The 22,177-nt window shown below is 74.0% G+C and carries 17 protein-coding genes; 12 read left to right on the top strand and 5 right to left on the bottom strand.

Translation table 11 applies throughout. The features are described 5' to 3' along the window. Positions 1–22: 22 nt before the first annotated feature. The 3 genes from TR50_RS33865 to TR50_RS33855 form a co-directional block, all read right to left on the bottom strand. On the bottom strand, positions 23–955 hold the full coding sequence (locus tag TR50_RS33865; protein WP_052441659.1) for an IS256 family transposase: 933 nt from the start codon (positions 953–955) through the stop codon (positions 23–25). Positions 956–1,071: 116 nt separating this feature from the next. Continuing rightward, a complete protein-coding gene (locus tag TR50_RS43195) occupies positions 1,072–2,553 on the bottom strand; it encodes an HlyD family efflux transporter periplasmic adaptor subunit (RefSeq protein WP_052441658.1) in 1,482 nt (493 codons plus the stop codon). A 7-nt stretch (positions 2,554–2,560) separates the two neighbouring features. Then, entirely contained in the window at positions 2,561–3,844 is a 1,284-nt protein-coding gene (locus tag TR50_RS33855; protein ID WP_084701429.1) for an NAD-dependent epimerase/dehydratase family protein, read from the bottom strand. 605 nt (positions 3,845–4,449) lie between these two features. On the opposite strand from TR50_RS33855, the gene TR50_RS33850 reads away from it, so the two are divergent. From TR50_RS33850 to TR50_RS33810, 9 genes are all read left to right on the top strand, one after another. After that, positions 4,450–5,142, top strand: a complete 693-nt coding sequence (locus TR50_RS33850) for a phosphoadenylyl-sulfate reductase (RefSeq protein WP_042431370.1) — start codon at positions 4,450–4,452, stop codon at positions 5,140–5,142. Beyond that, positions 5,142–6,098 (top strand): sulfate adenylyltransferase subunit CysD, encoded by a 957-nt coding sequence (cysD, locus tag TR50_RS33845; RefSeq protein ID WP_084701425.1) that lies wholly within the window; start codon positions 5,142–5,144, stop codon positions 6,096–6,098. The genes TR50_RS33850 and cysD overlap by 1 nt, the downstream gene beginning before the upstream one ends. Before the next feature lie 80 nt (positions 6,099–6,178). Next, the gene (locus TR50_RS33840) at positions 6,179–7,525 is read left to right on the top strand and encodes a sulfate adenylyltransferase subunit 1 (protein WP_052441657.1); all 1,347 of its coding nucleotides are present in this window, start codon (positions 6,179–6,181) and stop codon (positions 7,523–7,525) included. Beyond that, entirely contained in the window at positions 7,525–8,595 is a 1,071-nt protein-coding gene (locus TR50_RS33835) for an ABC transporter substrate-binding protein (RefSeq protein WP_052441656.1), read from the top strand. The genes TR50_RS33840 and TR50_RS33835 overlap by 1 nt, the downstream gene beginning before the upstream one ends. Positions 8,596–8,626: 31 nt before the next feature. Continuing rightward, positions 8,627–9,454 carry an ABC transporter ATP-binding protein gene (locus tag TR50_RS33830; RefSeq protein WP_042431324.1) on the top strand — a complete coding sequence of 276 codons (828 nt, stop codon included), beginning with the start codon at positions 8,627–8,629 and terminating at the stop codon, positions 9,452–9,454. Beyond that, a complete protein-coding gene (locus TR50_RS33825) occupies positions 9,441–10,307 on the top strand; it encodes an ABC transporter permease (protein WP_042431322.1) in 867 nt (288 codons plus the stop codon). Before TR50_RS33830 ends, TR50_RS33825 begins: the two co-directional genes overlap by 14 nt. Positions 10,308–10,454: 147 nt before the next feature. Continuing rightward, positions 10,455–12,416 (top strand): glycosyltransferase family 2 protein, encoded by a 1,962-nt coding sequence (locus TR50_RS33820; RefSeq protein WP_042431320.1) that lies wholly within the window; start codon positions 10,455–10,457, stop codon positions 12,414–12,416. A gap of 146 nt (positions 12,417–12,562) precedes the next feature. Beyond that, on the top strand, positions 12,563–13,468 hold the full coding sequence (locus TR50_RS33815) for a hypothetical protein (protein WP_042431318.1): 906 nt from the start codon (positions 12,563–12,565) through the stop codon (positions 13,466–13,468). Between the two features lie 388 nt (positions 13,469–13,856). Next, the gene (locus TR50_RS33810; RefSeq protein WP_042431316.1) at positions 13,857–15,281 is read left to right on the top strand and encodes a glycosyl hydrolase family 28-related protein; all 1,425 of its coding nucleotides are present in this window, start codon (positions 13,857–13,859) and stop codon (positions 15,279–15,281) included. A gap of 10 nt (positions 15,282–15,291) precedes the next feature. Here the strand turns inward: TR50_RS33810 and TR50_RS33805 are convergent, their stop codons facing one another. Together TR50_RS33805 and TR50_RS33800 are read right to left on the bottom strand one after the other, a co-directional pair. Continuing rightward, positions 15,292–17,040 carry a vWA domain-containing protein gene (locus tag TR50_RS33805; RefSeq protein ID WP_174514882.1) on the bottom strand — a complete coding sequence of 583 codons (1,749 nt, stop codon included), beginning with the start codon at positions 17,038–17,040 and terminating at the stop codon, positions 15,292–15,294. Positions 17,041–17,144: 104 nt separating this feature from the next. Beyond that, the gene (locus tag TR50_RS33800; RefSeq protein WP_042431312.1) at positions 17,145–18,209 is read right to left on the bottom strand and encodes an ATP-binding protein; all 1,065 of its coding nucleotides are present in this window, start codon (positions 18,207–18,209) and stop codon (positions 17,145–17,147) included. 163 nt (positions 18,210–18,372) lie between these two features. Between TR50_RS33800 and TR50_RS33795 the strand changes: the two genes are divergently transcribed. The 3 genes from TR50_RS33795 to TR50_RS33785 all read left to right on the top strand — a co-directional run. After that, positions 18,373–19,473, top strand: coding sequence for a helix-turn-helix domain-containing protein (locus tag TR50_RS33795; RefSeq protein WP_042431310.1), 1,101 nt, complete (start codon positions 18,373–18,375; stop codon positions 19,471–19,473). A 156-nt stretch (positions 19,474–19,629) separates the two neighbouring features. Beyond that, the gene (locus tag TR50_RS33790) at positions 19,630–20,013 is read left to right on the top strand and encodes a hypothetical protein (RefSeq protein WP_042431308.1); all 384 of its coding nucleotides are present in this window, start codon (positions 19,630–19,632) and stop codon (positions 20,011–20,013) included. 502 nt (positions 20,014–20,515) lie between these two features. After that, positions 20,516–22,177 (top strand): ATP-binding cassette domain-containing protein (locus tag TR50_RS33785; protein ID WP_042431306.1); only part of this gene is annotated, 1,662 nt, incomplete at its 3' end.

Below are 22,177 nucleotides of genomic sequence, written 5' to 3'. Positions count from 1 at the left end.
GGGCCCCGCCGGTCGCTGCGGATCAACCGCCGGGACCCGACGGCCAGGGAGCCGTCCGGCCCGGCTGCGCTCCGGCGGGGCCCAGGCGGCGGCCGGGGCCCGCATGCGGGATCAGGTGGGTGCGTGCCTGGAGCGCGGCGTGCGGCCAGACCGCCCGGACCGCGGCGGGCAGCGTCACCGTGCCGTCGCCGACGACGATGGAGACCTGCTGGAGGCCGCGAGCGCGCAGCTCGCGGAAGGCCGTCTCCCAGGAGCCCGCGCGGGGCTGCGCGCCCGGGGCCCACACGCCCAGCAGTTCCCGTCGTCCGTCGACGGTCACGGCCAGGGCCAGGTCGACGACCCCGTGACCGAGAGGCCCGCGCTGGACGGCCCCGCGCTCGGCGGCCGCGCGGCCGGTCCCGACGGCGGCCCTGTCGGCGAACAGGAGCGGGTAGCGCGGAGCGAGCCGGCGGCGCTGCCACAGGCGCAGGTGGGCCGCGACGCGGTCGGCGACGCGGGGCAGCGGCGCCGCCGGCGGACTGGCTCCGTACAACTCGGCGAGACGCGCCTCGAAGTCGGGGCGCGGCAGCCCGCGGGCCGCGAGCGAGAGGATCAGGGACTCGCGTCCGCACAGGTCACGGCGGTACTTGGGAAGGATCGCGGGGGAGAAGCTGCCCTTGCGGTCCCTCGGCATGAGCACCTCCACCGGCCCGAACGCCGTGAGCACGGTCTTGGGGCGGTGCCCGTTGTGGGAGTTGACGTCGGACCGGCCGGACGCCCGCGCCCGCTCGTCCTCGGAGCCCAGGTGGTGGTCCAACTCCACCTGGAGGGCTGCTTCGAGGACGAGACGGGTGAGCTCGCGCAGCGGCGCGTCGCAGCCCAGGAGGCCGACCGCGTCGGTGCGCCCGGGACCGGGCCACGGGTTCGGCCGTCTGGACGGGACGGCCGCCGGGCTTCCGGGCAAGGGGTCGTTCACGAGGGGCCTCCTCACGGTCGTGCCGAGGTCGGACTGCGGAGCTGGGCCCGCGGAGCCGGGCTGCGGGGTCGGGCCGAGGGGTGGTCGGCCCGGCGGTCGGCCCGGTGGTCGGTCGCTCAGTTCAGGGTCACGTCGACCGACATGCCCGCGAGGACGGTCGGCGGGGGGCTGTCCAGGGTGATCGTGACGTCGTAGTAGGTGGCGCCCGGCACCCGTGCGGGGTCGAGCAGGATCTGGCTGATCCGACCGGTGAGCGTCCGGCCGGACGCGGAGACCGAGAGGGTCGCCTGCCGGCCCGGGTGCACGTTGGCCATCTGCGACTCGGGCAGCTGCGCGGTCACCTGCAAGGCACCGGAGTACACGGTGACCAGCGCGGAGTAGCCGGCGTTCTCGGCGGCGGAAGCGGAACCGCCGCCCGTCGCGGGGGTGGGGACGAAGAGCTGCACACCCGGCTGCTGGTCGACCAGCGTGCCGGACTGGGCCGCGGGTCCGGCGTAGGCGTGCACGCCCGCCGGGCCGACGACGTCGCCGACCGCTCCGGCGGTGTCGGCGACGACGCCGTCCGCCGGGGCGGTGATCACGGTCTGCTGGAGGGCGAGCTGGTCGGCGGCCACCTGGGCCTCGGCCGTGGCGAGTTGGGAGCGCGCCTGGGCGACGATCGCCGGGGTGAGCGCACTGCCCTGCGCGGCGATCTGCGCCTGGGCCGCCTGGAGCACGGACTGGCTCTGGGTCAGGGTGGCCTGGTCCTGCTGCTCCTGCGCCTGGGCGCCGGACTGGACGGCGCTCAGCTGGGCCCTGGCCTGGGCGAGCGCCGCCGAGTCCTTGTCGATCTGCGCCGCGAGGTTCTGGCACAGCTGCTCGTCGGCGGGGGTGGTTGCCGAGGCCGACGGGGCGGGCTGCGCGCCGGTTCCGGGGGCGGACGGGGTGGCGCCCGGCGCCGGATCCGCCGACGGCGTGGGCGCCGAGGTGACGCCCGGGGCGGGTGGCGCCGTGCCCGTGGCGCAGTCCTTCGTGTAGCGGGCCTGGTCGTCGGTCAGCGAGGTCTGGTCGGCGGTGACGGCGGTGGTCTGGGCGGTGACCTGGTTCGCGGCCGCGACCTGGGCGAGGGAGAGCGCGCCCTGGGCGCTGCCCGCGTCCGACTGGGCCTTGGCGAGGGCGAGTTGGTCCTGCGCCGCCTGGGTCGGGTCGGTGTCGGGGTGCTGGTCCTCGGCGATCAGTGCGGTGTCGGCGGCGACGGCCGCGCGGGCCGCCTGGAGGTTGGCCGCGGCCACGCTGCTCAGCTGGGTGGCCAGCACCTGCCCGGCCCTGACGTGGTCGCCGGGGCGCACCAGGAGCGTCTGCACGGGGCCGGTGGCTGGGAAGTTGAGGTAGTAGGCGTGCGCGGGGGTGACCTCGCCGCTGAAGCTGACCGGGCGGGAGGAGATCGCGTCGTAGGTCGCGGCGGTGACGGCGGCGACGGCGGCGGTGACCAGGACCGCGGCCCCGAGCTGCCACAACGCCCGGGGCCTGCGGGCGGGGAGGATCTCTCCCACGCCCGCTTCGCCGTCGGCGAGGGCCGCGTTCATGCCCCGGACGGGGCGCGACTTCTTGCCGGGCATGGCTCTGTTACCTCCTGGGGGCCGTCTGGACCGACGCCGACGAAGCCGACGTCTCCGCTGCCGTCGGGGTCGCCTGCACCGGGGACGGCTCGGGTAGTTCCTCCAGCAGGTCCTCGGCCGTCTCCATGCCGGCCCGCCACACCGAGCGGGCGATGATCTTGCTGGGGTCGACCCGGGAGCGGTAGCGCCCGGCGATCTCCCGGCACTCCTCCAGCAGGCCCTCGTCGAGGGTCGTCGGGTTGAGTCCGAGGGCCAGGAACTGGTCGTTGCGGACGTTGAGTTCGTTCTCGTCGGCCTCCTGCCGCGGGTTGGGCAGGTAGGCGGTGGGCACGCCGGTCAGGGAGCTGACCAGCTTGGCCAGGTCGCGCACCCGGTGGCTCTCGGTCACCTGGTTGAACACCTTGGGCTTGTCGCCGGCCGCGGGCGGGTTCTCCAGGGCGATCTCGATGCAGCGGACCATGTCGCGCACGTGGATGAAGGCGCGGGTCTGGCCGCCGCTGCCGTGGACGGTGAGCGGGTGCCCGATCGCCGCCTGCATCAGGAAGCGGTTGAGGACGGTGCCGTAGTCGCCGTCGTAGTCGAATCGGTTGATCAGCCGCTCGTCGCGGGCGGTCTGCGCGGTCTGGGTGCCCCAGACGATGCCCTGGTGCAGGTCGGTGATCCGCATTCCGTCGTTGGCGGCGTAGAAGGCGAACATCAGCTGGTCGAGGGTCTTGGTGAGGTGGTAGACCGAGCCCGGGCTCGCCGGGTGCAGGATCTCGCGTTCCACCTCGCCGTCGGGGGTGGGGACCCTGACGGTCAGGTAGCCCTCGGGGATGGGCGCGGAGCCGGACCAGCCGTACCCGTAGACGCCCATGGTGCCCAGGTGGACCAGCGCGGCGTGGCTGCCGGACTGCACCAGCGCGGAGAGCAGGTTGTGCGTCGCCCGCACGTTGTTGTCGACCGTGTAGCGCTTGGTCGTGGTCGAGCGCATCGAGTACGGGGCCGCTCGCTGCTCGGCGAAGTGGACGACGGCGTCCGGGCGCAGCGTAGGGAGCAGGGCGGTGAGCCGCTCGGGCTCGGCGGCCAGGTCGAGCCGGACGAAGCCGATCTCGCGGCCGGAGACCCGGCGCCAGACCCGCAGCCGCTCGCCGAGCGGCCGGATCGGGGTCAGCGACTCGACCTCCAGCTCCAGGTCGATGGCGCGCCGGCTGAGGTTGTCGAGGATCGTGACGTCGTGCCCGCGGTCCGACAGGTACAGCGCTGTCGGCCAACCGCAGAATCCGTCCCCTCCGAGAATGAGGACATGCATGTGCTCGCACCTCCACGAATTACAGAGCGAAAACGAACGCGCAACATGGAAGAAATACCGGGGCGGGGCGTGCGGCAATGCAGCGGCATCGGCACGCGGCCTGGGCGGAATGCCGTCGCAACTCGACCCTGCGCAATGGGCGCCTCGTGCGACGTCCTGGGCGGCAGGGTGGACAAAGTGCCCGTCTACCGGTCAGTACGGACTGTGGCACAAGATCCGTGTCATGTCCAGCGCACAGTAATTTTGAAGTCGCTGGTCATCCTGTCACCACTCGGCGCAGAGTCATTGCAGCTGGGACGTGACTTGGTGCATCCGGTGACGCAGTGTCACTCCCAGTCGGATGGCGTGCCACCTCCGGGTCCGGCCTGCGGAAATCCGGCCGGCATCGCGACACCGGAAAATCCGGTGTATCCGCGGACGGCTCGGAATTTTCTGGAGCGAAAGCAAGATTAGGGTAAGAACGGCCCCTCGGACATTGCCCGGAGGGCGCGTACCGGCGGTATCAATTGGGCGGGGAAAGGAGGGCCGCCGTGGCTCCGACCGCCGCCTGGGAAGAGAATTCCGACCCGCTCCCGCTCACCGTCCCGCTCTCCGAGGGCGCCAACCTGCGCGCCTTCGCCAACGCCGCCGCCGCACGCCTTGAACACGCGTCGGCGGCCGACATCATCTCCTGGGCGCACCGCGCCTTCGGCCCCGGACTGGCCGTCGCCTCCTCCATGGCCGACACCCACCTGGTCCACCTGGCCCAGGACGTCGCGCCCGGAATAGACGTGCTCTTCCTCGACACCGGGTACCACTTCGCCGAGACGATCGGCACGCGCGACGCCGTGGCCGCCGCCTACGACGTCAACCTCATCACCCTGGCGCCGCATCAGACCGTGGCGGAGCAGGCGCTGGCGTACGGACCGAAGCTCCACCAGCGCGACCCGGACCGCTGCTGCGCCCTGCGCAAGGTCGAACCGCTGGAACGCGGCCTGCGCCCGTACCGCGCGTGGATCGTCGGCATGCGCCGCGAGGACGCCGCCTCCCGGGCCGACCTGCGCGTCGTCGAGTACGACCGGTCCCGGGACATCGTCACCATCGCGCCGCTCGCGCGCTGGACGCAGCAGGACGTGGAGGACTACGTCGACCGCCATCAGGTCCTGGTCAACCCGCTGCTGCTGGACGGCTACACCTCCGTCGGGTGCGCTCCGTGCACCTCCCGGCCGAACCCCGGGGCGGACCCCCGCTCCGGCCGGTGGGCCGGCACCTCCAAGACCGAATGCGGGCTGCGCCGGCAGCCGGGAAGGAGCACGTGATGAGGGACCTCGCACAGGCCGCACCCGTCAGAACGGCGGCGGAGGGGGCGCCGCGCCGACGGACACGCCTGTCCCATCTGGACGTCCTCGAATCCGAGGCCGCGCACATCATCCGCGAGAGCGTCGCCCAGTTCGAACGCCCGGCGCTGCTCTTCTCGGGCGGCAAGGACTCGATGGTGATGCTGCACGTCGCGGTCAAGGCGTTCGCTCCCGCGCCGCTGCCGTTCGGGCTGCTGCACGTGGACACCGGCCACAACTTCCCCGAGGTCCTGGCCTTCCGCGACCACGTCGTCGCCGCGCACGGACTGCGCCTGACCGTGGCGCACGTCGAGGACTACCTCGCCGACGGGCGGCTGGCCGAGCGCCCCGACGGCACCAGGAACCCGCTGCAGACCGTGCCGCTGCTGGACGCCGTCGCCCACGGCCGGCACGACGCGCTGTTCGGCGGCGGCCGCCGGGACGAGGAGAAGGCACGCGCCAAGGAGCGGGTCTTCTCGCTGCGCGACGAGTTCGGCGGGTGGGATCCGCGCCGCCAACGGCCGGAACTGTGGGCGCTGTACAACGGCCGCCACCGGCCGGGCGAGCACGTGCGCGTCTTCCCGCTGTCCAACTGGACCGAGCTGGACGTGTGGCAGTACATCGCCCGGGAGGGGGTGGAGCTGCCGTCGATCTACTACGCCCACGACCGCGAGGTGTTCCGGCGCGGCGGCATGTGGCTGACCGCCGGAGCCTGGGGCGGCCCCAAGGACGGCGAACAGGTCCGGCGCGCCACGGTCCGCTACCGCACCGTCGGCGACATGTCCTGCACCGGAGCCGTGGAGTCCACGGCCACGACCCCGGAGGAGGTCATCGCCGAGATCGCCACCTCGCGGCTGACCGAGCGCGGCGCCACCCGCGCCGACGACCAGCTCTCCGAGGCCGCCATGGAGGACCGCAAAAGGGAGGGGTACTTCTGATGGCCCAGCCCTCGTACTCCCATTCCTCGTACGGTCGCCCCCCTTACGCCCGCCGTCCCCCCACGGACACGGACACGGCCGTGTCCGCAGGCGACGGCGATCCCGGCCCCGGTGACCCGGGCTACGACCCCGGTCCGGCGACGCTGCTGCGGCTGGCCACGGCCGGCTCCGTCGACGACGGCAAGTCCACCCTGGTCGGCCGACTGCTCCACGACTGCCAGGCCGTCCTCGCCGACCAACTCGCCGCCGTCGCCCGCGCCTCGCGCGAGCGCGGCCTCGCCGCGGCCGACCTCGCGCTGCTGACCGACGGCCTGCGGGCCGAACGGGAGCAGGGCATCACCATCGACGTCGCCTACCGCTACTTCGCCACGCCCAGGCGGCGGTTCATCCTGGCCGACACCCCCGGGCACGTGCAGTACACCCGCAACATGGTCACCGGCGCCTCCAACGCCGACCTGGCCGTGGTGCTGGTCGACGCCCGGGGCCGGGTCCGCGAGCAGACGCGCCGTCACCTCGCGGTCGCCGCGCTGCTGCGGGTGCCGCGCCTGGTCCTGGCGGTCAACAAGATGGACCTGGTCGGCTACGCCGAGCCGGTCTTCGCCGCCGTCGCTCTGGAGTGCGCGGCCTACGCCGCCGAGCTGGGCGTCGCGGACACCCTGGCGATCCCGGTCAGCGCCCTGCACGGGGACAACGTGGTCCACCCCTCGGCCTCCATGGACTGGTACAGCGGCCCGACGCTGCTGGAGCACCTGGAGTCCGTCGAGGTGGACGAGGACCCGCGGCGCCTGCCCGCGCGCTTCCCGGTCCAGTGCGTGCTGCGCGCGCCCGACTCCCGGGCGGCGCGCGGCTACCGGGGCTACGCGGGCCGGCTGGCCAGCGGCGTGCTGCACCGCGGTGAGCAGGTCGTCGTCCTCCCGTCGGGCCGCACCTCGACCGTCGTCGGCATCGACCGGCTGGACGAGCGCGATGCGGACTTCGCCGTCGCCGACCAGTCGGTGACGCTGCGTCTGGCCGACGACCTCGACGTGGGCCGCGGCGACCTGATCGCTCCGGCCGCCCGCGCGCCGCAGGTCGGCCGCGAGTTCACCGCCACCGTCTGCCACCTGGACGCGCGCGGTCTGCACGCCGGGGACCAGGTCCTGCTGCGGCAGCAGACGGCCGTGGTGCGCGCCGTCGTCCGCTCCCTGGACGCGCGCCTCGACCTGTCCACCCTCGCCGCCGGTTCCGCCCCCGCGTCGCTGGAGGCCAACGACATCGGACAGATCACCCTGGTCACGGCCGGACCGGTGGCCTGGGACGCGTACCGCGACAACCGTCGCACGGGCGCGTTCGTGCTGGTCGACCCGGCCGACGGGGCGACGCTGACGGCCGGCATGGTCGGCGCGCTGAGGCCGGCGGCCCGACTCCCGGAGCCGGGAGGCCGGTGATGACCCTCCAGCATCGGATCCGGCGGATCCGGGACGGGCGCCTCGTGCTGCCCGTCGTCCTGCTCGCCCTCCTCGCCCTCCTCGCGACGCTGTCCGGCTGTGCGACGGGCGCGAGCGCCTTACCGGGCCCGGCCGTCACCCTGCGGCTCGGCTACCTCGCCGACATCACCCACGCCACCGCCCTGGTCGGCCTCCACGACGGGCTCTACGCCCGCGACCTGGGCGGGACCGCGCTCACACCGCAGGTCTTCCAGGCAGGTCCGGACGAGATGACGGCGCTGCTCGGCGGTCACCTCGACGCCGCGTACGTCGGGCCGTCCTCCGCCCTCAACGCCTATGTGCGCAGCCACGGCCAGGCGGTGCGCATCGTCGCGGGGGCCACGCTCGGCGGGGCGGAGCTCGTCGTCCGCCCCGGCATCACCAGCCCCGGCCAACTGCGCGGCAGGACGCTGGCGACGCCCCAACTCGGCAACACCCAGGACGTCGCCCTGCGCTACTGGCTGCTCCAGCAGGGCTACCGCACCGACCCGAGCGGCGCCGGCGACGTCGCCGTGGTCCCCGAGAGCAACGCCACCACACTGGAGCAGTTCCGCGCGGGCCGCGTCGACGGGGCCTGGGTGCCCGAGCCGTGGGCCTCGCGGATGGTGCTGGAGGGCGGCGGACACGTGCTGGTGGACGAGCGGTCGCTGTGGCCGGGAGGCCGGTTCGCGACCACCGACCTGGTCGTCGCCACGTCGTTCCTGAACGCCCACCCGCAGACCGTCACCGCCCTGCTCACCGCGCAGCTGGACACCCAGGGGTGGATCGCCGCGCATCCGGCGACCGCGCGCACGGACGCGGGGCAGGCGCTCGCCGCGCTCACCGGCTCCGCGCTGCCGCCCGCCGAACTGAGCCGCGCCTGGTCCGAACTGACCCTCGGCGACGACCCGCTGGCCGCCGACCTGCCGACGCTGGCCGCGCACGCCTCCGCCGTCGGACTCGGCTCGGACGGCCCGGTCACGGGCATCTACGCGCTCCAACCGCTCGACCGCCTCCTCACCGCCCGCCACCAGCCGCCCCCGGCCTCATGAACCCCCTCCCGATCGCCGGAAGGACCCGCCCATGAGCATCCCGTCCAGGACCGCGCCCGCAGCCGTCGCGGCCGGTGCCGCACCTCGCGCCGCCCCGGCGGCACCCCCGCACGCCGTGCGCCTGGAGCGGCTCAGCAAGGACTACGCCCCGCCCGGAGCCACCGCGGCGCCCGTGCTGGAGCAGATCGACCTGACCGTCCCGCCCGGCGGCTTCACCTGCGTCATCGGCGCGTCGGGCTGCGGCAAGTCGACACTGCTCCACCTGATCGCGGGACTGACCGAGCCCAGCGGCGGCACGGTCGAGGTGGCCGGCGGCCACGCCGCCCTGATGTTCCAGGAGGCCGCGCTGTTCCCCTGGCTCTCCGCCGGGCGCAACGTGGAGCTCGCGCTGCGCCTGCGCGGCCTGCGCGGACGGACGGAACGCCGGGCCGAGGCCGAACGCCTCCTCGCGCTGGTGCGGTTGGACGGGGCCCACGGCAGGCCGGTGCACGAGCTCTCCGGCGGCATGCGCCAACGCGTGGCCCTCGCACGGGCCTTGGCCCAGCAGAGCAGCGTGCTGCTGATGGACGAGCCCTTCGCCGCGCTCGACGCGATCACCCGGGACGTGCTCCACGAGGAGCTGGTCCGGCTGTGGCAGCAGACCGGCTGCGCCGTCGTCTTCGTCACCCACAACGTCCGCGAGGCCGTCCGGTTGGGACGTGAGGTGGTGCTGCTCTCCTCCCGTCCCGGCCGCGTCGCGGGCCGGTGGAGCGTTCCCGTCCCGCAGCCGCGGCGGATCGAGGACGCCGAGGTGGCGTGCCTCGCCGCCGAGATCACCGACCACCTGCGTGAGGAGATCAGCCGCCATGGCCGCGCCTGACACCGGTCTCGTCGAGGCGGGCCTGGACGCTCTGGAGTCCCGGCCGCGTCCGGGCCGGGGCCGCCCGGCCCGGCTACGGGACCGGCTGCTGCCGCCGCTGCTCGGGCTCGCGCTGGTCCTGGCCGTCTGGCAACTGGTCTGGGCGGCCGGGGTCGAGCCGGACTGGGTGCTGCCCGGCCCCGCCGAGGTGGCCCAGAGCCTGGTGCACGCGGCAGGTCAGGGGGAGGTGTGGCCCAGCGTCGGACAGAGCGTCCTGCGCGGCGTCCTCGGGTTCGCGGTGTCCGTCGGGGTCGGCACCGTCCTCGGGCTGCTGGTCGGCAGGCTGCGCCCGCTGCGTCTGGCGGTCGGCCCCGTACTGGCCGGGCTGCAGAACCTGCCCTCGGTGGCCTGGGTGCCGCCCGCGGTCATGTTCTTCGGGGTGACCCCGGCCGCCCTCTACAGCGTGGTGCTGCTCGGCGCGATCCCCTCGATCGCGCTCGGCCTGGTGTCCGGCCTGGACCAGGTGCCGCCGCTGTTCCTGCTGGTCGGCCGGAACCTGGGCGCGCGTCGTCTCGCGTCCGTCCGGCACGTCCTGCTGCCGGCGGCGCTGGCCGGCTACGTCGCGGGCCTGAAGCAGGGCTGGGCCTTCGCCTGGCGCTCGCTGATGGCGGCCGAGATCATCGCGGTGTCGCCCGCGCTCGGGGCGGGGCTGGGCCGGTTGCTGAAACAGGCCCAGGACACCGGCGACATGCGCCTCGCCTTCTGCGCCATCGGACTGATCCTCGTCGTCGGGATCGTGGTCAACCTGCTCGTCTTCGCCCCGCTCGAACGGCGCGTGCTGCGCGCCCGCGGTCTGGCGGCGCCCGGCCGCTGAGGCCTCCGCCGCGAACCGTCCCGCATCCGGGACCTGTATCCGCACCCGGACCGCCCCGCACCGCGGACCGCCCGCACCCGGACCGCCCCGCACCGCGGACCGTCCCGGACCTGAACCCGGGCCCGTACCGAAAGGAGCACTCGGCCGATGCCGAGCACCACCGGTCACCAAACCCTGGCCGCGCTCGTCCTGGAGGCGCTGCTCCTCCTGCTGGTCACCCGCTGGCCGCTGGCGCGGCGGTTCGACGACAGCGACCGCGGCAGCGGCCGGATCGTCGAACTGCCCGCCGTGCGGCGGCCCTCCGTCCCGCGCGCCGCCGCGTTCCTGCTGGTCGCGGCGGTCGTCAGCACCGGCATCGTCGCCCTGCGGCACCCCCAGCTGTTCCAGGCGTACCAGTCCCTGGTCGCCGACACCCTCTCGGCCACCACCCGCGACCCGCACCAGGCGCTCGTCTACGCCCAGACCCTGCCGCCGCTCCTCCCCGCGGCCGTGGTGGGCTATCTGCTGGCGCTGGCCGTCGTCCTGCCCGCCAGCCTCGGGCGGCGGCTGATGATCCTGGCCCATGCGCCGCTGTTCGTCGCGCTGTCCGTGCTCGCCGAGTGCTTCACCGCCCTGCTGGGCGCGACCACCGGCATGCCCCTGGCCCCCGCTCCGCTGATCGCGCTGGCGCTCCAGTCCACCCTCGGCTACCTGCTGATCTTCCGGCTCACCTTCACCACCTACCGCCTGCCCGCGGTCACCCCGCTGGCCTCGCGGCGGCGCGGCCGCGACTGGCACGACAACCTGGTGCTCGCGTGCTGCCTGCTGGCCTCGCTCGGCCTGGTCACCGCGCTCGCCCTGGTCCTGATCGAGCACGTCGGCAGCCATCCGCTGACGGTGTTCCTGATCCTGGCGAGCCTGCGCTCCGCCGTCACCGACCTCACCTTCGTCCTGCTCACCGTGGTGCGGGCGGTGGGCGGCCGGATCCCGAGGCCGGGACCGGAGCGGCCCGCGCTCGACGTCATCATCCCCGCCTACAACGAGGCGGCGGGCATCGAACGGCTGCTGCGTTCGATCGACCGCGCCGCCGCCGGGTACGGCGGGCCGGTGCACGTCGTCCTGTGCGACGACGGCTCCACCGACGACACCACGGCCCTGGCCGAGGCCGCCGTCGCCGCCTACCAGCACGCGACCGGCGAGGTGATCCAGGGTCAGCACGGCGGCAAGGCCAAGGCGCTGAACCTCGCCCTGGCCCGCTGCACGGCGGAGTTCGTCTTCCGGGTCGACGCCGACTGCGCGCTCGATCCGGGGACGTTCGCGGGTGCGATCCCGCACTTCCTCGCCGATCCGCGGGTGGGCACCGTCGGCGTCCTGCCGCTGCCCAAGGAGCCCTACACCACCTGGATCGACCGGATGCGCGCCATGGAGCAGCTGTTCACCTACGGCTTCTGCCTCTCCGCGCTCAGCACCGTCGACGGCGTGCCGTGCATCCCCGGCACGTTCTGCGCCTTCCGGCGCGAGGCTGCGGTGGAACTGGGCGGCTTCGTCCACGGCATGTTCGGCGAGGACGCCGAGTTCACCTGCGCGCTGGGACGCATGGGATGGCGCGCGGTGGTGGCGCCGCAGACGATCTCCTACGAGGACGTGCCCGCGAGCGTCGGCCAGTTGCGGGTGCAGCGGTTCCGATGGGGGCTCGGCGGCATGATGAACTTCAGCCGGTTCACCCCCTTCGGGCAGGGGGCGCCGGGCACCCGCTTCTGGTTCGAGCTGCCGCGCAGCGCCGGCACCCGGATGACCTCACCGGTCCACTTCTTCGTGCTGATCCTGGCCTTCATGTACGGGGTGCTCCAGCCGCAGCCGCAGCACAACATCGCCCGGTTCGCGGTGGTGTTCGCGCTGGCCCAGCTCCCCGCGCTGCTGCCGAGGATCGCGGCGATCTTCTACTACCGGCGCACCCGCCTGCTGGCCTGGCTGCCGCTGTGGCTGCCGTTCTCGTTCCTCAAGCGCTTCTTCCAGCTGGAGTCGACGCTCGCCTGCGGCACCCGGACGGTCCGCGCGCCGATGCCGCTGCGTCAGCTTCGCGTGCCGCGTCGCGGCACGTCGACCCCACAGGAGGACTTCGCATCGTGACACCGACGCCCGCCCGGACATCCGGCACGCCACCTCGAACACCCGGGGCCCGGACACAGCATCGGCCCCGGCTCTGGCCCCGGCCCCGGCTCTGGCCCTGGCCCCGGAACCGGCGACGCTCTCGACGCGGCGCGGCTCGCGCCCTCGTGGCGGCAGCCCTGCTCTCGGCCCTGCTCGCGCTGACCGCCGGGTGCGGCGCCGGCCACGGCGCGGGGCCGCCGACCGACTCCGCCGCACCGACGTCCGCCCCGACCCGGGGCGGTGGCAACGGCGGCGGCGACGGCCCGTCCTGGATCGTCAGCGGCCAGACGCTGGCACGCCTCCTCGCCGTCGACCGCGCGACCGCGACCCGCGCCTTCGACACCCCCTCGACCTACGTGCTGACCGGCTCCGGGGCCTGGTCCGTCCCTGACGGCTGGCGCAGCACGCCCACGGCGGACTTCACCAGCTACGGCGCCCTGCGGACGGCGCTGTCCGCTCACCGCCTCGACCCGCGCGTCCGCGCTGTGCTGTACGACAACGAGCACTGGTCGCTGACCCCCGCCGCCGAGCAGGCCGACCCGGCCCGCTACGACCGGCTCGCCGGGCAACTGGCCCACCGTCACCACCTGCTCTTCCTTGCTGCCCCCTCCACCGACCTCACCGGCGTGCTCCGGCCGGGCGCCACGACGGCCGGGGGGACCTTCGACGCCCTGCTCGGCACGGGGCTGTTCGGGCGGATCGCGCCCTACGCCGACGTGCTCGACCTCCAGGGTCAGGGCGCCGAGGCCGACCCGGCGAGGTTCGCCGCCTTCGTCCGCGCCGCGGCGGCGCAGGCGCGCGCCGCCAACCCGCGTCTCACGGTGGTGGCCGGGATCAGCACCAACCCGTCCGGCCAGGCGGTCGACGCGGCGGCGATCGAGCGCGCGGCGCGGGCCGTCCGCAGTGACGTCGGCGGCTACTGGCTCAACGACCCGTCCGCCGGCACCGCCTGCCCCCGTTGCGCCGGGCCGTTCCCCGAGGTGGCCCTCTCCGTCGCCACCGCCCTCGACGCCGGGGGAGGGGGCTCCTGAACATGCAGCACCTCAGCCAGCCACGCGACGACACCGGCGGGCCCGCCCGGCCGGGCCTTCCCGGCCCGGCTGGACCCGCCCGCCCGGCGGACTCCGCCGGCCCGGCGGACCGGCCGGGCCCGGGCTCGCTCTCCCGCCGGGCCTGCCGTCGCGGCGGGGCTTGCTGTCGCGGCGGGCTGGCTCTTCCGGCTGGGCCTGGCCTCCCGGCTGGGCTTGCCTCCCGGCTGGGCCTGCCCTCCCGGCGGACCCGCTCTCCGGGCTCGGCCTGCTCTCCGGGCTGAGCCTGCCCTCCGGCTGGGCCTGCCAGCCCGCCGGGCCCGCCCGGTCGGCGGACTCCGCCGGCACGGCCGACTCTCGACTCCCACAACTCACCAAGGAGGCACCCACGATGCCCGACGCCCCGCAGCACAGCACACCAGCGGAAACGGCCGCGTCCCTCGCGCGGGACCCCGTCGTGACGCGTCGCCGCAGCCTCGCCCTCACCGCCGTCGGCGCGGGTCTGGGCCTTGGGCTGCTGCCCGGGCGGGACACGCGCGCTGCGGCGGCGACCGCGGCGGCGACCGCGGCCGCGACCACCAAGCGGACCGTCTTCGACGTCACCGCGTACGGCGCGCTCGGTGACGGGCACACCGACGACACCCGCGCCATCCAGGCGGCCCTGGCCGCCGCAGGCGCCGTCCCCGGCTCCGAGGTTCACTTCCCCGCCGCTCCGGGCGGCTGCTACCGCACGAGCGGCGTCACCGTCCCCGGCGGGGTGGCCGCGCTGACCGGACGCAGCGCGCTGCAGGACTCCCACGCGCCGGTGGTGGCCGCCCTGACCGGCTCGGTCCTGGCGCCGTCCGGGACCGGGACCGCCAGCCTGCTCACCGTCGGGGTCAGCGGCGACGGTCAGGTGGTCGACGCCAACCCGCACGGGCTGACCGTGGACGGCCTCGGCTTCCTCGGCACCGCGCCCGGCGGCGGCGCCGTCGTCGGGATGTGGGGCGCGACGGTCGTCGACACCTCCGACGTCACCTTCGTCGACTGCCGTGACCTGTACTGCGGTTCGCCGGGCTTCAACGGCTATCCGAGCGGCGGCGACCCCGACGGCACCGGCGGCTTCGTCCGCTTCCTGTCCTCGGGGACGGACAACTGGTTCGCCGTCAACGGACGTGTGCTGTCGTGCTCCTCGTACGGAGCGGGCACCTTCGTGCTCGCCGACGGGCTCTCCGCGGCCCATCCCGGAGGCGGCAGCACCGACGGCAGGGTCAGCGGGTGCCAGGTCAACGGCCACAACCACGCCGTCCAACTCGGCCCGGCCCTGGCCGGCGCGGGAGGCTGGTCCGTGGTCGACTCGCACTTCTCCTCGGCCGAGGGAGCCGGCCACCTCACCTACGGTCTCGCGGGCACGCCCTGGACGCTGCGCGTCGAGGGCTGCTACTTCGACCTGTGCGCGGGCGCGCACATCGACTGCCACGGGCGCGGGCTCCAGGCGGTCGGCAACTACTTCCGGGCACTCGGCGGACTCTGCGCCGTCTCCTTCGGAAAGGAGCTCGCCGTGGCGGGACGCGACCCTGCGGCGCTGCTGACCGGCAACGTGCTCGACCTCGACGGCTCCACGGCGACCGCCTGCTTCGCGCACTTCTGCGGCTTCACCGCGGCCGAGCTGGCCGCCGGCGGAGGCGGTGAGTTCACCGGCAACCTGGTGCACAACCACGGAGCGCCGATGCCTGCGAGCTGGGTCGGCCCGTACATGGACCACGCCGGGAAGCCCGTGCCCAGGATCGCCACGGCGCAGCTCGACCTCGCCCAGGCGTCCGTCCTCTCCGCCTGAGGTCAGGGCCTCACACGAGGTGGAAGACCGGGCCGCGCGGCGTGAACGGAAGCCCCGCGCCGCGCGGGAGGAGGTAGGCGTGCTCGCGGCCCCGGACGCGCAGCACGTCGCAATCCCCGTCCGTGATGACCAGCAGCGGTGCGGCGGCGGGGAAGTCGGCGGCGCGGGCGAGCAGGTCGACGCCCGGTTGCAGCACGGTGCCGCCGCGCCCGTGGACGCGGACCCGGGCGGCGATCTCGGCGACGGGCAGGTAGCCCGCGTCGTGAGGTGCGGCGTCGCAGAAGACGACCCGGGCGGCCGGGACGTCCCGCGCGGCGGCGTAGGAGGCGATGGCGTCGAGGGCCTTGCCGAGCAGGGTGCGGCTCATCGACCCGGAGGTGTCCAGGAGCACGCCGAAGGTGCAGCGGGCGACCTCCTCGGGCGGGAAGTACCGTCCGGCGCGCGGGATGTCGGGCGTCGAGGACTGGCGACGGGCCGGGCGGGCGTAGCTGCGGACCGGCTCGGGACGTGGCACGAACTCGTCGAACCAGCGGGCCAGGCGCGCGTCCCAGGGCAGCGGCGGCTGCGCGAGCGCCCGGATCTCCTCGACCAGCCCGGCCGGAAGCAGCCCGCGTTCGCGCTGGTGCAGCTCCAGGCCCTGTTGCAGGCCGCGCCGGTAGAACTCGTCCAGATCCACGAACGCGCCGCCGCGCCCGGCGCGCGACAGCGGTTCGCCGAGGATGTCGCCGAGGCCCTTGCCGCGCAGGGTCGCCAGGCGGCGCATCCGTCGCTGGTCGCGGGCGATCCGGTCGTAGACCTCCTCGGCCGACAGGCCGCGCAGCTCCGGGTCGTGGAGCAGCCCTTCGGGCATCTCGCCGACGCCCATCTCCAGCAGCCAGCCGTTGATGACGAAGTCGGCGGCGACGTTGAACAGGTACGGGTCGCGGCCGCCGGCGCGTTCGCCGTGGCGCAGCGCGGCGTGCAGCATCTCGTGGGCGAGGACGAAGCGCCACTCCTCGTCGGTGTGGTGGCGCAGCGGGTTGATGTAGATCTCGCCCGCCTCGGCGTTGACCGCGGCGATGGAGATGCCGTGGGCGCGGGCCAGTTCGGCGTCGGCGACCACCGTCAGCCCGGCGGCGAGGCCGCCCAGCAGCGGGTAGGAGGAGACGAACCAGCCGAGCGCACGATCCCACGGCCGCTGCGGCAGCCGTTCCCCCGTCAACTCCTCGCGGCGGCCGGCGGCCAGGTCCATCGCCGCGGAGACGGTCCGCGTCAACGCGTGCGCGAAGGCGAGGGTCCAGTCCTCGGGAGCGATGCCGTACCAGCCCGCCCACGGCTCCAGCACCTGGTCGGGCCCGCCTCCGGCGACGCCGCCGCCGACGAATCCGGCGGGGATGCCGTCGCGGCGCCAGCGCGCGGCGAGGCGCTCCTCGTCGTCGCCGGGGTGGACGGCCGCGAGCGTGTCGGGTGCACGGCCCACGGTGAAGGTGGCCAGGAAGCGGTTGACCACCGTGCAGCGGGCGGCGAGGTCGAACCAGTCGGGCTGCTCGCGCGGCCCGCGGGCGGCGGGGACGTGACCGAAGCCGAGGTGGAGCAGGACGTGGGCGAGCGCCCACGCCCACTCCTCCGGTTCCGCGCGGCGGCGGTTGTGGTGCAGCACCCCGTTGGAGGTGACGACCACCCATCCGTCGGGCGGGTGGTGCGGGCAGTCGCCCTCCTTGAGCGCGCACAGCGTGGCCGGGACGGCGGCCAGGGCCGTGTTGCGGCGGACCAGCGCCATCCCGGCGGCGAAGGCGACGGCGGCCGGATCGGTGGGAGGCTCACCGCCCTTGCCGCCGCCCTTGCCGGCGCTGCCCTGGCCGCCGCCGCGCCGGCGGTGGGTGCTCACCGGCGCGCCTCGACCAGGCGCGGCATGTCGCGGGCGGCCTCGATGAGGAACCACGAAGGCAGCACCGGGTTGCCGTCGGGGCCGTCGGCGATGACGGTCTGCGCGACCTCGACGGAGATCTCCGCCAGCTGCACCAGCAGCGCCTTGGCCCGGTAGGCGGTCTGCCGTACGGACGGCGAGGCGTGCTCCTTGCTGGCGGGCAGCTCCTTGACCAGGCGTCCGCGGAAGGCGTCGGCCAGGTAGTAGAGCAGGTCGCGGTCCTCGATCCGGTTCGGCCAGGAGGCGTCGCCCTTGAGGATCGCGTCCAGCCCGTAGGAGTTGCGCACGATCTTGGCGTAGCCGCAGAACCCGACGGCATGAGCGGGCGTCAGCAGTCCGTGCGCGAGCACCTTGAGGGTCGGCTCGTCCAGGGTGGGACCGAAGGAGTGGAGCGCGTCGGAGAGCATGTGCCAGGCGCGCGGGGTCGAGAACGCCTCCTCCGTCTTGGGCGGCGCGGACCACAGGTGGTCGGGGCGGTCGGTGAGGTAGTCCGTGACCCAGGCGTGGATCCCGGCGCCGGCGGCCCAGCCGAGCCAGTCGCCCGCGCTGGCCCGCAGATGGACGTGGACCAGCCGGTTCAGCAGCGCCGACGGCATCGGTCGGGCGAGCGCGCCGTCGGTGGAGCGGTTGCCCGCACCGATGACGATGCTGCCCGGCGGCAGCTCGTAGGAGCCGATCCGCCGGTCCAGGATCAGCGAGTAGAACGCCTTCTGCACGTCCGGTGTGGCCGCGTTGAGCTCGTCGAGGAACAGGCAGTACGGCTCGTCGCGGGCGATGGCCTCCGGCGGGCAGAAGCGCGACCGCCCCTCGGGCGTGATCTGCGGCACCCCGATCAGGTCCTCCGGTGCGAGCTGCGTGCCGAGCAGCGAGACGCACTCCAGCCCGAGCGACTCGGCGAACTGGTTGACCAGCGACGACTTTCCGATCCCCGGCGCGCCCCACAGGAACACGGGCCGCACCGTCGCCAATCCGAGCAGCAGCTCGGGAACCTGGGAGGGGGACACCGTGACGGAACTCTGCACAACACTCCTTGGTCGGAAGCCGGGCCGCCAGTATGGGAGCGGGAGCACGTCAGCCGCACCTGGGTTTCCTCGGGCATGCGCGGTCCGGTCGGGCCGAATCCTGCGTTTGTTCGGACGGGCGCCGGTCCGGCTACCTAGACTTGAGGCCAGCCACGCACCTTAAGTGGAGGAGCTGTTGGACGCCGCGTCCTTCGCCGACTACCTGAAGAACCTGCTGCAGGGATCCGGGAAGCCGTCCTATCGGAGACTGGGTCTTCAGATCGGATACGGCAGGACCACGGTGTCCGACGCCTTCCAGGGGCGACGCCTGCCCTCCTGGGACGTCACCGAGCCGCTGGTGCGGGCCCTCGGCGGAGACGTCGCGCAGGCGCGGCAGCTGTGGGCCGAGGCAGGCGGCGGAGGCCTGCCGCCGGTCCCGGAGTGGCTGACCGACCCCGTCCTGGCGGTCCCCGCGCTGATTCCCGGAGTCGGGCTGGCGAAGTCGGCCGGCCTCGCCGCGGGGGACCCGGACGCAGCCCTCGCCGACGGCTGGGCCGTGGTACGCCTGAGCGCGGCTCAGCTCTCGTACGAGGCGGGGGCCGCGCCGCCCGACTCCGGGGCCGCCGTGGTGGAGGCGTTCCGCCGGGCCGAGGCGGAGAACCGGCTGCCGCCGGGCGTCGGCGAGACCGTGTCCCGGATGGAGCTGCTCCACGAGCGGCACCGCGACGGCGGCGCCGACGTCGAGGCGGCCCTCCAGTTCGTGGTGTTCGCGTACCGGCTGGCCGGGCTGGTCACCGGCGGACGCGATGGCGTGGTGGAGCAGGGGAGTGTGGACGCCCCGGCCGACATCGTGACGCTGCGTCTGCTGGCCGAGGACTTCGGCTGGGCGGCGGACGAGGAACTGCTGGACGACTTCCGCGAGTTCCTGGCGATCCTGGTGTCCAGTCTGCGGGCGGTCACGGACGCGGACCGCGCGGTGCTGGCCACCCTGGTCCAGCGGGGAAAAACGCTTCGCCTGGGCCTCGGCTCGCCCACCTACGGCATGACCGGCCCCGAACTGTGCGCGGCGGCGGGCGTTCCGCCCTTCGACCTGAAGGGGCACCTGTCCGCACTCAGCGGCGAGGGCCTGGTGGAGTGGCAGCGGGACGAGCAGGCCTCTGCGGAGTGGGCGTGGACGAGCAAGCGCGACGCGTACGCGCTGGACGGGCTGCGCAGTTTCTGCCGAGGCCGCGATCTGGACTTCAGCGCCATGATCCGGGACATCCGGCTGGACTGGCTCGGCTGACGGGCTGACGGGCTGACGGGCCGACGGCCTGACGGGCTGACGGGCCGGCGAACTGGCGAACGGATGACCGGGCACCCTACACGCGCTCGGGCGGTCGGAGTCCGTCAATCACCATATCCGACTCTGTGACGAAGGGGATGCATAGAGTCACCGTCCATGGCTACCACCACCACTACGGAGCAGTGCCTTGCCCGTCTCCTGCGCATCGAAGGCGCCATCGGCGCCGCGCTCGTCGACTATCAGAGCGGTCTCGCTCTGGGGATCGTCGGGGGAGGCCCCCACTTCGATCTGACGGCCGCCGCGGCGGGCAACACGGACGTCGTGCGGGCGAAGATGCGCACGATGGAGATGCTGCGCCTCGAAGGGGAGATCGACGACATCCTGATCACGCTGACCGGCCAGTACCACCTGATCCGCCCGACGACCGCGCCCGGAGCGGAGGGGCTCTACTTCTACCTCGCCCTGGACCGCCAGAAGGCCAACCTCGCGATGGCCCGCCGCCACCTCGCCCAGGCCGAGAAGACCCTCCGGGAGGTGTGACCGCCTTTCCACCCCGACCCGCCTGCCGGCGAACACGGCCCCTGACGCCCGATCAGCGCCAGGGGCCGTCGCGTCCGCGGGTGCGGCGAACCACGCCACGGCGGGGGGATTGTCAGACCCGTCTGCCAGACTTCGGGGGCTGGCAAATCCGCAGGTGGTCAACGTAGTTGGCAACCCTCATCCGTTCGCGTGACATACCGGCGAGGGCCCGCCGGAGCCACCCTCGGCCCGCGTAGGTTGAAGACCTGCCGTCTCCGACTCACGTACGAGATGGGGACTGGTGTCCGAGGAAAGCGCCAGGGGGTCGCACCGCGCGTGAGCGCCCGGCCGCCCGGCCTTCCCGCCGCTTGAACGTGAAGTGGAGGACCGATCGCATGGTGCAGCTATCCGACGATGTTGGCGTCGCCGAGGCCGTCGGCGGCCCGCGTGCCACCACCGGCGTCGCGTGTGTGCGGACGCCCCGCCCCCTGGCCGGGCTGGGACGCGGGGGAGGGGTGCGGTGATGAGGTGGCTGCGGCTGCTGGCGCGGCCCGTGCCGGCCCAGGGGGTGGTGTCGGCCAGCGAGACGGAGCTGTTCGGCGGCCCGCTGCGCTGGGACATGGGCTGGACCCAGCACGAGTACGCCCGCCTGAAGATGACGCTGCTGGGCACGCTGCGCTCGCTGCCGCGGCTGGTCGGCACGGTGCTGCGTCTCGCCTGGGCGGCGGACCGGCGCGCCCTGGTGACGATCGCGGTCACCGAGACGGGGCAGGGTCTGGCGGGCGCGCTCAGCTATCTGGCCGTCACCGGCCTGCTGCGACACCTCTTCGCCGGCGGTGCCGTCGGCTCCCGGCTGCACGCGGCGGAGCCCGCCCTGCTGACCGTCGCGGTGATCGCGTCCGTCAACGCGATCCTGGCCTCGCTCTCCACATCCGCCACGGGGCGGCTGGAACCCAAGATCGAACGGCGTGTCTCGGAGCTCTACCTCGCCGGAGCCGCCCAGGTGGAGCTGGCCGCCGTCGAGGACGCGACGTTCCAGCGCCTGGTGGACGTCGCCCAGTTCAGCGCGGGCGAGGCACGCCGCATGGTCGGCTCCTGGGTCGCCACCGTCAACGGCCTGTTCGCGCTCGGCGCGGTGGCGAGCGTGCTGACCGTCCTCCACCCCGTGCTGCTGCCGATGCTGCTGCTGATCGTGCTCCCGCGCGGCTGGGGCGCGATGCGCGTGTCCCAACGCCGCTACGTGTCCATGATGCAGTGGGTCGAGCACACCCGCGCCGAGCGGGTGCTCGGGCAACTGCTGACCTCGCGCAGCGCCGCCCAGGAGGTTCGCGTCCACGGCGTCGGCGCCTTCATCCTGAAGCACTTCCGGCTGATGGCCCACGCGGCCGAGACGGAGCAGACGCGGCTGGCCCGCGACAAGGCCATGACCGAACTGCTCGCCGCCGCCCTGGGCGGGCTGGCCTCGCTGGCCACGTACTCCACCCTGCTCGCGCTGATCCTCACCGGCAAGGTGGAGATCGCCGTCGGCGCGACCGCCGTCCTGGCGATCCGCTCGGGCACAGCCTCGCTCGGCGGTCTCGTGCAGAACGTCAACAACATGCACGAGCAGTCCCTCTACGTCGCGGACCTGGACAGGTTCCTGGAGGAGGCCCGTCGCCGTGCCATCCCCGAGAGCGGCCAGGACCTGCCCGACACCGCCGCCCGGGTGCGCCTGCACGAGGTGGGCTTCACCTACCCCGGCCGCGACGTCCCCGCTCTCGACGGCGTGTCGCTGGAGATCCCTGCCGGTCGGGTCGTCGCGCTGGTGGGGGAGAACGGCTCCGGCAAGAGCACGCTGGTCAAACTGCTCGCCGGCCTGCATCTGCCCGACACGGGCCGGATCGAGTGGAACGGCGTCGACGTCGCCGCCGCGGACCGGCAGCAGATCTTCGGCCAGATCAGCCTGCTGAACCAGGAGTTCGAACGCTGGCCCTTCACCGCCGCGACCAATATCGGCGTCGGCCAGCCCGACCGCGCTCCCGACCCGGCGAGGCTCGACGAAGCCGCCGCCTACGCCGGGGCCGACACCGTCATCGCCTCCCTGCCCGACGGCATGAGCACCCTGCTCGCCCGCCAGTTCCGCCGCGGCGCCGAACTCTCCGGCGGCCAATGGCAGAAGGTCGGCCTCGCCCGCAGCGCGTACCGC

The organism is Streptacidiphilus anmyonensis, assembly GCF_000787855.1.
GTDB classification, from domain to species: domain Bacteria; phylum Actinomycetota; class Actinomycetes; order Streptomycetales; family Streptomycetaceae; genus Streptacidiphilus; species Streptacidiphilus anmyonensis.
Note: the sequence above shows the minus strand (reverse complement) of the source record. Positions and strands in the feature narration are given on the sequence as shown.

What these genes read in the sequence shown, in the direction of transcription:
- TR50_RS33805 (WP_174514882.1), bottom strand. Translation starts at nt 17,040, where the DNA reads ATGGCGCTGGTCCGCCGCAACACGGCCCTGGCCGCCGTCCCGGCCACG.
- TR50_RS43195 (WP_052441658.1), bottom strand. Translation starts at nt 2,553, where the DNA reads ATGCCCGGCAAGAAGTCGCGCCCCGTCCGGGGCATGAACGCGGCCCTC.
- TR50_RS33810 (WP_042431316.1), top strand. Translation starts at nt 13,857, where the DNA reads ATGCCCGACGCCCCGCAGCACAGCACACCAGCGGAAACGGCCGCGTCC.
- TR50_RS33830 (WP_042431324.1), top strand. Translation starts at nt 8,627, where the DNA reads ATGAGCATCCCGTCCAGGACCGCGCCCGCAGCCGTCGCGGCCGGTGCC.
- TR50_RS33820 (WP_042431320.1), top strand. Translation starts at nt 10,455, where the DNA reads ATGCCGAGCACCACCGGTCACCAAACCCTGGCCGCGCTCGTCCTGGAG.
- TR50_RS33855 (WP_084701429.1), bottom strand. Translation starts at nt 3,844, where the DNA reads ATGCATGTCCTCATTCTCGGAGGGGACGGATTCTGCGGTTGGCCGACA.
- cysD (WP_084701425.1), top strand. Translation starts at nt 5,142, where the DNA reads ATGAGGGACCTCGCACAGGCCGCACCCGTCAGAACGGCGGCGGAGGGG.
- TR50_RS33835 (WP_052441656.1), top strand. Translation starts at nt 7,525, where the DNA reads ATGACCCTCCAGCATCGGATCCGGCGGATCCGGGACGGGCGCCTCGTG.
- TR50_RS33790 (WP_042431308.1), top strand. Translation starts at nt 19,630, where the DNA reads ATGGCTACCACCACCACTACGGAGCAGTGCCTTGCCCGTCTCCTGCGC.
- TR50_RS33825 (WP_042431322.1), top strand. Translation starts at nt 9,441, where the DNA reads ATGGCCGCGCCTGACACCGGTCTCGTCGAGGCGGGCCTGGACGCTCTG.